The organism is Shewanella sp. 0m-6 (assembly GCF_052977325.1).
Map to the genome: position 1 here is coordinate 98,006 of NZ_JBRIMD010000007.1, position 11,281 is coordinate 109,286.

At 43.7% G+C, this 11,281-nt stretch carries 13 protein-coding genes; 6 read left to right on the top strand and 7 right to left on the bottom strand.

All coding sequences use genetic code 11. The annotated features are described in order from the left end of the window. The first annotated feature begins 17 nt into the window (after positions 1-17). Positions 18-353 (top strand): DUF1971 domain-containing protein, encoded by a 336-nt coding sequence (locus tag ACVBJC_RS07630; protein WP_447160278.1) that lies wholly within the window; start codon positions 18-20, stop codon positions 351-353. A gap of 50 nt (positions 354-403) precedes the next feature. On the opposite strand, the gene ACVBJC_RS07635 is transcribed toward ACVBJC_RS07630, so the two are convergent. Next, positions 404-1,324 (bottom strand): universal stress protein, encoded by a 921-nt coding sequence (locus ACVBJC_RS07635; protein ID WP_447160279.1) that lies wholly within the window; start codon positions 1,322-1,324, stop codon positions 404-406. Positions 1,325-1,961: 637 nt separating this feature from the next. On the opposite strand from ACVBJC_RS07635, the gene ACVBJC_RS07640 reads away from it, so the two are divergent. After that, the gene (locus ACVBJC_RS07640) at positions 1,962-2,714 is read left to right on the top strand and encodes an SDR family oxidoreductase (protein ID WP_447160280.1); all 753 of its coding nucleotides are present in this window, start codon (positions 1,962-1,964) and stop codon (positions 2,712-2,714) included. Between the two features lie 102 nt (positions 2,715-2,816). Here the strand turns inward: ACVBJC_RS07640 and ACVBJC_RS07645 are convergent, their stop codons facing one another. Then, positions 2,817-3,236: a VOC family protein gene (locus tag ACVBJC_RS07645; RefSeq protein ID WP_447160281.1), complete on the bottom strand. Its 420-nt coding sequence runs from the start codon at positions 3,234-3,236 to the stop codon at positions 2,817-2,819. Positions 3,237-3,299: 63 nt separating this feature from the next. Next, positions 3,300-3,908, bottom strand: coding sequence for an NADPH-dependent FMN reductase (locus ACVBJC_RS07650; RefSeq protein ID WP_447160282.1), 609 nt, complete (start codon positions 3,906-3,908; stop codon positions 3,300-3,302). A gap of 165 nt (positions 3,909-4,073) precedes the next feature. Here ACVBJC_RS07650 and ACVBJC_RS07655 point away from each other — a divergent pair, with 165 nt between their 5' ends. From ACVBJC_RS07655 to ACVBJC_RS07665, 3 genes are all read left to right on the top strand, one after another. Beyond that, positions 4,074-4,703, top strand: a complete 630-nt coding sequence (locus tag ACVBJC_RS07655) for a helix-turn-helix transcriptional regulator (protein ID WP_447160283.1) — start codon at positions 4,074-4,076, stop codon at positions 4,701-4,703. Positions 4,704-4,709: 6 nt separating this feature from the next. Continuing rightward, positions 4,710-5,414: a pseudouridine synthase gene (locus tag ACVBJC_RS07660; RefSeq protein WP_447160284.1), complete on the top strand. Its 705-nt coding sequence runs from the start codon at positions 4,710-4,712 to the stop codon at positions 5,412-5,414. 570 nt (positions 5,415-5,984) lie between these two features. Then, the gene (locus tag ACVBJC_RS07665; RefSeq protein WP_447160285.1) at positions 5,985-6,587 is read left to right on the top strand and encodes an acetate uptake transporter; all 603 of its coding nucleotides are present in this window, start codon (positions 5,985-5,987) and stop codon (positions 6,585-6,587) included. A 123-nt stretch (positions 6,588-6,710) separates the two neighbouring features. On the opposite strand, the gene ACVBJC_RS07670 is transcribed toward ACVBJC_RS07665, so the two are convergent. The 3 genes from ACVBJC_RS07670 to ACVBJC_RS07680 form a co-directional block, all read right to left on the bottom strand. Next, positions 6,711-8,243 carry an MFS transporter gene (locus ACVBJC_RS07670; protein WP_447160286.1) on the bottom strand — a complete coding sequence of 511 codons (1,533 nt, stop codon included), beginning with the start codon at positions 8,241-8,243 and terminating at the stop codon, positions 6,711-6,713. A 388-nt stretch (positions 8,244-8,631) separates the two neighbouring features. Further along, positions 8,632-9,321, bottom strand: coding sequence for an LrgB family protein (locus ACVBJC_RS07675; RefSeq protein ID WP_447160287.1), 690 nt, complete (start codon positions 9,319-9,321; stop codon positions 8,632-8,634). Further along, positions 9,318-9,815: a CidA/LrgA family protein gene (locus ACVBJC_RS07680; protein WP_447160288.1), complete on the bottom strand. Its 498-nt coding sequence runs from the start codon at positions 9,813-9,815 to the stop codon at positions 9,318-9,320. Before ACVBJC_RS07680 ends, ACVBJC_RS07675 begins: the two co-directional genes overlap by 4 nt. Before the next feature lie 107 nt (positions 9,816-9,922). Here ACVBJC_RS07680 and ACVBJC_RS07685 point away from each other — a divergent pair, with 107 nt between their 5' ends. Further along, positions 9,923-10,834 carry a LysR substrate-binding domain-containing protein gene (locus ACVBJC_RS07685; protein WP_447160289.1) on the top strand — a complete coding sequence of 304 codons (912 nt, stop codon included), beginning with the start codon at positions 9,923-9,925 and terminating at the stop codon, positions 10,832-10,834. Positions 10,835-11,046: 212 nt separating this feature from the next. On the opposite strand, the gene ACVBJC_RS07690 is transcribed toward ACVBJC_RS07685, so the two are convergent. Then, a complete protein-coding gene (locus tag ACVBJC_RS07690; RefSeq protein WP_447160290.1) occupies positions 11,047-11,214 on the bottom strand; it encodes a YqaE/Pmp3 family membrane protein in 168 nt (55 codons plus the stop codon). Positions 11,215-11,281 lie beyond the last annotated feature (67 nt).

Genomic DNA, 11,281 nt, shown 5'->3' on the forward strand with positions numbered 1-11,281 from the left:
AATGAGGTTCTACGAATATGCCCACGATCCCAACTGATTATGTGAACTATAAATCGAGTCCGGTATTTGACAAGCAGACCGTGCCAAAGATGTTTTTACACCTGCACAATACTAAGGCGGGCGTCTATGGACAAATTCATGTGTTGAGCGGCGAACTCAAGTTCTATGGTTTTACTGATAGACGGGGCGAGGTGGAGCAAGAGATCGTGATTAAAGTCGGTGAGGTCGGGGTATCGCCGCCTCAGTATTGGCATAAAGTTGAGCTTCTTTCGGATGATACCTGTTTTAGAGTCGACTTTTGGGCGCAAGCAGATTCTGACATAGTGGCGAAGACCCAGTCGGAACGAGATTAGCGTTCATATGGTCATTCATGATAATGACTCATATTAGGGGCATTAGTGACTTAGTGGATTTGCGGCTTGATAGCCAAGATATCGCATTTGAGTTGATTGACGATCACAGAAGAGGTGTGCCCCTTGAGTTCACTTATTAAGCCATGGTGCTCACCTGCGCCAATGACCAACAAGTTAGCGTTACATTGGTGAGCGATAGTGGGAATAATATGATCCGGTAGGCCTTGCTCAAGGTGTAAATGTTCGTTTGTTATATGGTAGTTTTTAGCGTTACTGAGTAAGCGTGCCCAATGCTGCTGTTTTTGCTCCTTATCTGAAAGGTGGTTAGTTTCTTTTTCAACAGACATGCTCCAATTTTCTGTTTGATAACAGTTAAGCAGATGAATATCGCTGTCTAACAATGTCGCCAGTTGCAAAGTATCATCGAGTAAGCATTGATTTAACTTACTGTGTTCAATATCTGGGTCTGCGGTTTCAAGCGCGGTGAGGATATGCCCATGTTGCTGCCAAGTCTTATTACCCACTATCATGACGGGTTGCTCACACTCTCTAAGTAGGTGAGCTTCACAGCTAGGGATGAACTCGTTGATAACTGGGTTGTGGTGTTTGTTATTGACCACGATTAAATCGTAGTTACCCTTATTGGCTTCGTTCAATATCGCAACATGGTCTTGGAGGTTCTTAATGGCTTTTATCTCAACTTCAACCCCCAGCCGTTGATACTTAGCCAATAGCTTTTTGACAACTAGCATGGGGTCGAGTGCTTGCTTGGAGAGTAATCCAAGGCGACTTAATACATTATTGTAGGGGCGCTCAATCTTCAATACAGTGACTTTCGCATGAGTTTTTTTAGCGAGTTGTAACGCCTTGTTGAGTGCAAGTTGTACCGGCGAATCATTATCGATTACCGTTAATGTATGGTGGTAGGAAATCATGGCAAATACTCCGTCAGCCTTGCATTCCCTTGCCATTAACACAGGTCCATAATTCTGTAAATCTAGTCGATAACCCAGTAAACACACGGTTTTGCTAATACTAAATCACGCTTAAATTACTCCTTGTAAGTGCTTTTCAATCTACGAGATTTTAAGTCATTGATTTCAAAATTGTCTTACTTCTCTAGTTCAAATAATTTGCAGATAATTTGTGAATAAAAAATGATTACCATTGTTATTAACGGTCCTCAACCTGACTTTAACCTGCATTGTCGATGGGGCGATTATCTCCATCGCTCGATGACAAGTAGAGGCGATAGATGGCGCGTTCAAAGGTATTAACCATACTGGGTTGATGTTCGTTGAGATTGGATTGATATTGAATTGCTAGGTTTTGCGCTTACTTTTTATGCTTAGTCAGTACAGCGGCGTAACGTGAAAAGGCATTGCTTGGGAGACTGCCTGAGACCGATAAGCCTTTTGTTGTGGGGCTGGTATTTTATATCGGCTTACTATCGCTGGGCATCTGGCTTGGATAAACCTGCTGTTCTGTCGCTTTCTAATCGCCGAGTTGAGGTTTACATTCTATTACTTCAACAGTAGCTTAGATTAGATTAGGTTAGATGTTAACCATGTGAATTAAAAACGATACCGCTATGGATGGAAACAGATGATGGCTAAGCGTAAGACAATATTGATCACCGGCGCCAGCTCTGGTTTAGGTAGAGGCATGGCACTGGAGTTTGCCAACATGGGGCGAGATTTGGCTTTGTGCGCGCGACGAGTTGAGCGTTTAGATAAGCTAAAGCAAGATCTCTTACAGATAAATCCAAATATTAACGTTTCGGTTAAAGCGCTTGATGTTAATCAGCATCAAGATGTGTTTAAGGTGTTTAATGAGTTCAAGTCTGAATTTGGCCAGTTAGACAGGATCATTCTTAACGCAGGAATGGGTAAGGGCGCTGCCATTGGCACAGGACATTTCGAGGCCAATAAGCAAACGGCGGAAACTAATTTTGTAGCTTTACTTGCTCAAGCTGAAGCGGCGATGATTATTTTTCGTGAACAAAATGCTGGCCACTTAGTAACCATATCCTCGGTGAGTGCTGTGCGTGGCTTTAGGCGAGCGATGACCGTTTATGCGGCGACAAAAGCTGCTGTTACGTCGTTAACTGAAGGTATTCGTATTGATGTAATGTATACGCCAATTAAGGTCAGTTGTATTCATCCTGGTTTTATCCGCAGTGAAATAAACGAGCACGTCGAAAAGGTGCCTTTTATTGTTGATACCGACGTGGGCTGTAGTGCTATGGTTGCAGCTATCGAGGCTGAAAAAGCCAATAGCTTTGTACCAAGCTGGCCATGGGCAATACTGCATCGGCTACTTAGAGTACTACCGAGTCGCTGGATAAGAACAATGAGTTGATCAGGCTCATCGTTTACAGCTTTAGCTGAGGCGCTATAGTTGTCACTGACGTTCAGGTTGGCGATTAATCGCTATTGTTGATGCTATTGCTGACAGCGGCGATTATTCATATTGATTGCGCATAGCCGGAATATCCGTGAGATATTCAACAAACTCAACTTCGTAACCATCGGGATCGATAAAGTACACATTACGGCGATAGGGATCTTCTGCGCCCGCTTTATCTACAAGATGGCCGCTCGTTTTGAGGCGCTCAATCACCCCATCAAGATCATCGGTGACATATGCAAAGTGGGCCAAGCCAACTTGATGCCCACTTAAGTCACGGTTGTCTTCAATACCGTCATCGTTAAACGTTAAATATTGATAATCATCACCAAAATGCACCCAGTTGCGCTCTACGCCATGCCAACTAGACTTTCCTCCGCCGCGAACTTTCCAATGAGGAAAGATTGCTTGGTAAAACGCTAATGCCTTTGAAATATCTCTGACCACTAAATTTAAATGCTCTAAACGCATCATAATTGACTCCTTGTATTGTTGTCCTAAATTGATTGCAGCTTTGCAAATGGCTTGCTTTGATGGTCACATGCCATAATGGTACTCCTGCTGTTTTGGAAATGGCTTGTTTTGATGGTTAATCCGCACTCCTTTTAAGGCTTCGCTGTATTGAGTGAGCATATGCAAACTGTAGTCGATACGTTCCCGTAAATGTAATTCTCTATCGCACAGTGGCGCGTCAGTATTGAAGAGTTCTTCGACATTTCTAACGATTAAATGATCAGGCGTCGCCACCAGTTTATTGTTTTTTAATGCATTCATTCTTAGCTCGGCAATAGGGTAGGCACCACTTATCCCACTGACAACAGCAACCAATAAAGCGGGTTTATGGGCGGTATCTTGGTGGTCGCACATCAACAAAAAATTCTTCATCAAAGGTGATGCCATGCCGCCCCACTCGGGTGTAATTAATACTAAGGCGTCTGCTTTCTTTACTTGCTGAGAAATTAAAGGCCAGCGGCTACCATCGGCAGATTTGGTTTCTGCACTTCCATCCCAAAAAGGTAACTGGTATTGGCAAAGCTCTATGTGATTGACTCTGTTAAAACCCGTCACCTGTTCGCTCAGGTAACGGGCGACTTTGGCACTCTGCGATGGGCTTCTCTGGCTGGCACTAATGATGACTAATTCCATTTTAGTAAACCTTTTTGTTTATTTAAGTTTTAAGTAAAGTAAACAGTTTACAAAATAAAGTAAAGAAAAAAGTTTACTTAATTGATGGTTGAGTAATAATGGCCATAGTCATACCGCTTTGTGCCTTGAGCGATAAAAGAACAAAGCTGCCATAAAGAGATAACGATGAAGACCAGTGACAAAATTTTGCAGATGCTTAAAACCCAAGGTGAATTAACGGCTAAAGCGATTGCTAGTGAGCTAGGCCTGACAACAATGGGGGTGCGTCAGCATTTACAAAGCCTTGAAGAAAGTTGCGATGTGGTTTTTGATGATAGAAAAGCGACTCGTGGGCGACCGACACGTTTCTGGGCGCTAACGCCGCAAAGTAATAGTCATTTCTCTGATAGACATGAAGAGCTGAGCGTTCAGCTAATTGATTCGGTTAAAACTGTTTTTGGCGACAGTGGCTTAGAACAGCTTATTAGCCATCGTGAACAGGTGTCACTTGCGCTTTATCGTGATGCGTTAATCAGTGCCGATAGCTTAGCCATTAAGCTACAAGTCTTGGCACAGTTACGTACCAATGAAGGTTATATGGCGACGGTTGAGCATAGCGACGGCTGTTACTGGCTACTTGAAAACCATTGCCCGATCTGCGCTGCAGCAACAAAATGTCTTAATTTTTGCCGCTCAGAATTGCAGTTATTTCAGACCTTACTGCAGCATGACGCTACGGTGAGCCGTGAGGAACACATTATCCAGGGGGCACGTCGCTGCGCCTATAAAGTACAGCCTATCACTGCTGAGCAATAGAATTTTATGGAATCAAAACGTGCACGGCTAGATAGGTTTATTAGCGTCAAAACAGGTATTAATAAAAAACATGTTAGGTTGCTGTTGGCTAAAGGGCAAGTGCAGGTGGACGGTGAGATAGCGCGTGATATCGATTTGATTATCGACGAGTTCTCCCATGTTTGTCTTGATGGTCAAGTGTTGCAAGCCAGCCGGCCGAGCTATGTGATGCTATATAAGCCCGTTGGCGTGGTCAGTGCTACCGTTGATGATAAGCATAAAACGGTTATCGATTTGCTGGCTAGAGAAGATAAGTGCAGTCTGCATATTGTTGGTCGCTTAGATCTCAATACTTCAGGTTTGTTGCTGTTAACTAATGATGGTCGCTGGTCTAAAAAGCTGATGTCGCCAGAACATAAGGTCGGAAAGCTGTACCGAGTGACGCTGCAAAATCCCATTGATGAATCTTATATTCCAGCTTTTGCCAATGGGATGTACTTTGAATATGAAGGTATCACGACCTTACCCGCTAAGCTGGAGATCATAGATGCACACACGGCTTTGGTGACTTTGATGGAAGGGCGTTATCATCAAATCAAGCGCATGTTTGGCCGCTTTCGAAACCCCGTTGTAGGTTTACATCGAATATCCGTCGGCGCCATCGTGCTCGACCCGCAATTAACTGCTGGTGAAAGTCGAGACTTATCGATAGCAGAAATTCAGAATGCCTAAATATGCTATCCATAGGTTTTTCTCTTAACTCATGTCGCTCACTCTGGTGCAGGACTTCTGTTAAATATACCGCTTGAGCGGGCTATAAAAGGGTGGAATAAAGGGCTGAGTAAAAGGCTATATAAAGGCCATGTAGAGAGCAAAGTGAGAATGTTGAGCCCAAACCTGTCAAATATCTTAACCCTTAGGGTCTTTTTGCTAAAAATAAGACCATTTTTTTAGTTTGTGAGCTGGTGCAATTTTTCAGCACTTTTACTCTGCGAATTTCATCAGTTGCTAATGTGCTAAACTTGAACCGTGTGTTCAATGTCATATTTTTATTGGTTTGCGTGATCAGTGTCTCGCATTGGTTTTACGCTTGAACTAAAGTCCTATTTTTGTTTATAACACATTGATTAATTAGTAATATACCGTATTAGTTTCGATTTCCCTCGTTTCCCCTACGCCTGCGAGCATATTTGCTCGGCCCCATCGCTTCGACTAGAATGCGCGCGCTCAAATTAACTTAATTTCATATTTGCATTTAGCGGTGCGGATATATTTTTTGACTACTTCCTGTAGGGGAACTTAATGTCGACACAACTAGCTAACCCAGCTCCACTAGGCCTAATGGGCTTTGGTATGACAACTGTCTTACTTAACATCCATAACGCAGGTTTCTTCCCAATTGATTCAATGATCTTAGCAATGGGGATCTTCTACGGCGGTATCGCTCAAGTTATCGTTGGTATCATGTGCTTTAAGCGTGGTGACACGTTTGGTACAACTGCATTTACTTCTTACGGTTTATTCTGGTTAACTTTGGTTGGCTTAATCGTTATGCCTAAAATGGGCCTAGCAGAAGCAAGCCCAGCTAGCTTTATGGGTTGGTACTTAGGTTTATGGGGTCTGTTCACAGCAGCACTTTTTGTGGGCTCACTACGTTACCCACGTGCTAAGCAAGTTGTGTTTGCATCATTAACGATTTTGTTCTTCCTACTTGCAGCTCGTGATTTCACGGGTAGTGAGCTAATCGGCACGATCGCTGGCTACGAAGGTATCTTCTGTGGTTTAAGCGCAATTTACTTTGCTATGGCACAAGTATTAAATGCTGAGTTTGGCCGCGTTATTTTACCAGTTGGTCCAGTTGCAGTTGCTGCATATGAGCCCGCTGCAGAAAAACAAGCCGCTTAAGTTATAAGTTATCCATTATCACCTATCTCCAATAATGTGAAATTTAAAGCGAAAAAAAAAGCTGACCGAGGTCAGCTTTTTTTGTCTCTGCTTTTTATTTCATACTTAGTAACAGTACATTGCTTAACGCTGCTGAAGCTTAAACAACCACTTACCGTAAAGGTAAATACCAATCGCTGAGATGCTACCGATTGCGGCAATGATATACCAAGCCATACCTATATCATGGGTGTTATATAAAAGTGTTGTCAGTGCTTGTGCACTCTCGCCGGTGTAGCTAACCAAAGTTGTAAAAGCTTCACCCTGTGGGATCGCGCTAATATCTGCAGCGCTCATGCCACGTTCGGCCAATAGTTCGCGGGAAAAAACCTCCTTCGATGCATACATCTCGTAGAGTTTAGGACCAAAGTAACCTTCAAGCGTCCAGCCAATACCCTGCGGTAACATAACAAAGCCTAAGTACATGGCTTTTTTACCTTCCGGTGCAATGTTACCCATAAACTCGTTTTTCTTTGGGCTGATCATCATTTCACCGAATGAGAACATCGCAATCGCAAGCACAATCATCCATGCCGCGTTTGTTGCGCCAATCAATACGAACGCCAAAATACTCAACAAGCAGCCAGCGAGCATAGCTGTAGTGATACGGTATTTAGCGGTTAAAGCAGCGACCAAGAAGCAGCTGGTCATGATCATGCCGGCATTTAGGTTTAGCATGCCCTCTGGCATCACCTTAGTTCCGGTATTATCAAGCCCTAGCCAGAATTGGAAGAAGCCATTAGAGGTCCCTTCTGGACCAAATAGCGAGGTCACAATTACACTGGTATCGACCCACTCAGAAATGTGAATAGGTAGAACATCGAACAGTGAGTTAAACAGGAACCAGAAACCCGCAAATACCAACATATAGTAGATAACGATAGGCTTTTTTAGCTCGTGTAAAGCATCGCGCCAGAGCGCTTCTTGCTTAATCTCACCCGATTTAATTTTACGGTTACGTTCTAAACGCTCTTCTTTTCCGGGCTCTTTATAAGCAAATAAGAACAGGAAGTTAAACGAGATGATTGCAGCGCAGGCATAAAATACGTTATCCCAAGATAGCTGACGCATATGCACAGCAACCAGTGGGCCGAGGAAGCCACCAATATTAACGACCTGATAGAATATACCCCATGCCATCGAGGTGTTTTGTCTACCCGTGGATAAGACTAATGTGCCTTGGATCCCAGGCTTAAATATACCAGTACCAGCAGCAAGCAAGATGGCACCAAATAAGAAACCATAAAAGCTTGGGAAAAACGCCATGACTAAGTAGCCAGCAATTTTGATAAGTGTGGAGGCAAAAATTGTTTCTTTATAGCCGACACGGTCTGAGATCCCGCCGGTAAAGACAGGTACAAAGGTCTGCATAAATGCCCACAGAGCAATAATGACACCATAATCACTGAGGCTAATGCCTAAGCCACCTTCTGATACTGGGGCTTTGGCGTAGAGGCCAGCACTGGCTTTAACGCCGTAATAGGCGATTCGCTCAACGAGCTCCATGCCGCCGACAATCCAGAAAATGTAACTTAAGCTGGCAATAGAGGCCCACATACCCAGCTGCTTAACTTCCCTTAGGTCGTTATCTGCATAAGCATCGTTCGAATCACTCATAGCTATCCCTTCAAATGTTTTAATTATTTAATCGTTATTATGTATATATCTTAATTGTGTTGGTTTTGGGTTTGTAGAGCGTGTGAATCTTTGCCAAAACGCTGCAAGCTTGTAATTGCATGCGACACTTTACCTAATTTGGTTGCAAACACCAATGCGTTATTACATTGAGTCGTAACGGATGTTTTAAACAAAATTGAGTTTTATGGGGAAAGTACTCTGAAGTGCCGATAATTGTGAGGGAGCGAGGTAAGCCATAAGCTTGCGGCTGATATGGCTATGGAGGCCGGAATTACACATCAAGGCTAAATAAAGCATAAATATGGTTCGATTCAAGTTGTCGTTTTATTGCTTGAATCAAGTTGTACTTCAATAGGTATTGTTGCGATTAGCTGAGTAATCGGGCAAAGAGTGGGGCGCTTAATACCATCGCAATCCCGGTAAATATCATGGTCAGGCTCGCGATAACCCCTTCTTGACGGCCTAATTCACTCGCCTTAGCAGCGCCCGCTCCGTGAGCGGAAGCTCCTAATGCGACGCCTTTAGCAACAGAGCTGCGAATGTTAGCGACTTTAAATAAAGGCTCACAAATGAGCATGCCCATGATCCCTGTCAGTAGCACCAGCATAGCGGTGAGTTCTGGCACACCACCAAAGGCGCCAGTGGCTTCGATAGCGAAGGGGGTTGAGACTGAGCGTACCATTAAGCTATGAGATAACTCGGCTGGCATGTTGGTTAAGTAGGCCAATAGCCAAGAGGAGCCCAAGCCGAGTAATAAACCCGTTATAACACCTAAACTTAAGGTCAGTGGATACTGCTTAATTAACAGGCGTTCACGGTAAATTGGCAGCGCAAAAGCGATTGTTGCAGGAGCGAGCATCGCAGCTAGCCAGTGGGTGTAACTGAAGTAGTCGTTAACACTAATATTCAAACACACAACCACTAACAAAATAACGACAGGCGCGACAATAATGGGCGCAAACCAGACTTTACGTTGACGGCGATAGAGGGCTTTACTGGCGTAATAACCCGCCAATGTTAAGACCAAGCAAAATATTCCTATAGCAGAATGATTCACGCAGCCTTCCTTTTCTCATGGGGTAAATCGACAGGGCGTAGCGGTATGACTTGCGCTTTTGAAGAGGCTAAGTGTTTTCTTAATCGCAGCCTTCGTTCAAATTTGAATAATTTATCGACAGTAAAAGCCGTGCCCAATAACACGCAGGTGCTAGCGACTAACATGGAACTGATAAGCACCAAGCCATAATGTTCAAGCAAGGCTTCATATTTAATGACCGCCACAACGGGAGGAATAAAAAACAGCAGTAGATCGCCAATGAGCCAAGTGGCTCCCATATTGACGCTTTTTTCAGGCACCATCTTACTGGCAAGTAGCAGTAATAAAATCCCTAAACCAATTACGCTGCCGGGAATAGGGGAGTTAATTTTCTGTGCTAATACTTGGCAGGCCCAGGCCAATAAACACAAAGCAACGATTTGTGCGATCATCTGTGAGGCGGCTAAAGCGATATGCTTAGCATTTTTATGACAGGGCTTGGCAAAAGTTGCCATGGTGAATTCCAAACTAGGGCTTTGAGGATTGATGCTTAGTTTACGCTTGCTTAATTGATAGAAAAAATGAATATTAAGAATGGAATCTATCAATTTTGGTTATCTAAATGGATCTTAAAACCCTGCACTATTTTATGCAAGTCGTGGATGCGGGTGGATTTGCAAAAGCAAGCCGCACAGCATTTCTAACTCAACCTGCGCTTTCTAAGGCAATAAAAATGCTAGAAGAAGAGCTCGATATGGTGTTGTTAGAGCGTGGTAAGCGTGGCACACAAATTAAGCTAACGGCGGCAGGTGAAGTGGTTTATCGACATGCGCAGCAATTGCTGGCTGGTCGGCAAGAGCTGCTTAATGAGCTCGATGCGTTGCGTAATTTAACCGGCGGCAGCTTAAAGTTAGGCTTAGCTCCGCTTGGTAGCGCCGAGCTATTTGCCCCTGTTATAGCAAAGTTTAGGCAGCAATATCCGAAAGTTGATATGCAATTACTGGTTCGTGGCGGCATTGAGCAAACACTAGCCTTACAAAAAAATGAAATTGAGTTGGCAACAGGGATCATTGAATTTGATGGTGAATTTGATGGATTAAGGATCCGTAATGATCCTATGGTCGTCGTGGTGCCGAAAACCCACGCGTTAGCCGGTTATCAAGAGCTACAGCTTAAAGATCTGCAATCTTTAGCGCAGGTGATGTTTGAACCTGAATATGCACTCTATGAGCTGATCTTAGAGGCCTGCGATAAGGCGGGTTTTGTCCCCGCTGAAATTACTCGAGTCAGCCATGCTGACTTTGGCATAGCTCTGGTTGCGGCCGGTACGGGAATTATGGTGTTACCGCAGATTATTGCCGAGCGCTATCGAGTTGATGCTGTGGTTAATGTGCCCCTTGCGGCAAATGATCTTAGGTGGGAATTGTCCCTGTTTTGGCATAAGCAGCAAACTCTCTCTTTTGCGGCTAAGGCGATGATAGAGCTCGTTAAGCAACAGTTAGAGCAGACGGCGATGTTGACGCAGAATAAGTAAAATGCAGCCAATGTTTGGCTTTTTGGAAAACAAAAAGCCTAGCTCATTAGAGACTAGGCTTTGTGCATTTATAGGCGAGTCAGTAGCTGGGGTTACTTAGCAAGCATATAGTGAAGGACAGTCTTTTTAAAACTAAGCGACTAAGACTAAGCAACTAAAACTAACCAAGTAATACCAAGCTGCTAATACTCGCTAGGTAACTACTCGTTAGATTACGACTTAGTGACGACCCACAGAGCGTGTAATAAACCAGGAACGAAGAAAAGCAGGCAGAGAATAATGTTGATTAATAAGTCTTTACCCGCACCATTTTTTAAAAATACTGCCAATGGCGGCAATAGAATCGCAATGATGATAAGTAATAGCTTGTTGGTGTCCATGTTGTAATGTCCTTTTAGTCTTTATCGAATAGCATATTTTTTCGCATAACAAATGGCTTATGCATGG

Excerpts from the sequence above, each read along its gene's own strand:
- ACVBJC_RS07680 (WP_447160288.1), bottom strand. The coding sequence starts at position 9,815 with ATGGCAACTTTTGCCAAGCCCTGTCATAAAAATGCTAAGCATATCGCT.
- ACVBJC_RS07690 (WP_447160290.1), bottom strand. The coding sequence starts at position 11,214 with ATGGACACCAACAAGCTATTACTTATCATCATTGCGATTCTATTGCCG.
- ACVBJC_RS07660 (WP_447160284.1), top strand. The coding sequence starts at position 4,710 with ATGGAATCAAAACGTGCACGGCTAGATAGGTTTATTAGCGTCAAAACA.
- ACVBJC_RS07650 (WP_447160282.1), bottom strand. The coding sequence starts at position 3,908 with ATGGAATTAGTCATCATTAGTGCCAGCCAGAGAAGCCCATCGCAGAGT.
- ACVBJC_RS07665 (WP_447160285.1), top strand. The coding sequence starts at position 5,985 with ATGTCGACACAACTAGCTAACCCAGCTCCACTAGGCCTAATGGGCTTT.
- ACVBJC_RS07635 (WP_447160279.1), bottom strand. The coding sequence starts at position 1,324 with ATGGCAAGGGAATGCAAGGCTGACGGAGTATTTGCCATGATTTCCTAC.
- ACVBJC_RS07685 (WP_447160289.1), top strand. The coding sequence starts at position 9,923 with ATGGATCTTAAAACCCTGCACTATTTTATGCAAGTCGTGGATGCGGGT.
- ACVBJC_RS07645 (WP_447160281.1), bottom strand. The coding sequence starts at position 3,236 with ATGATGCGTTTAGAGCATTTAAATTTAGTGGTCAGAGATATTTCAAAG.
- ACVBJC_RS07630 (WP_447160278.1), top strand. The coding sequence starts at position 18 with ATGCCCACGATCCCAACTGATTATGTGAACTATAAATCGAGTCCGGTA.
- ACVBJC_RS07640 (WP_447160280.1), top strand. The coding sequence starts at position 1,962 with ATGGCTAAGCGTAAGACAATATTGATCACCGGCGCCAGCTCTGGTTTA.
- ACVBJC_RS07655 (WP_447160283.1), top strand. The coding sequence starts at position 4,074 with ATGAAGACCAGTGACAAAATTTTGCAGATGCTTAAAACCCAAGGTGAA.
- ACVBJC_RS07670 (WP_447160286.1), bottom strand. The coding sequence starts at position 8,243 with ATGAGTGATTCGAACGATGCTTATGCAGATAACGACCTAAGGGAAGTT.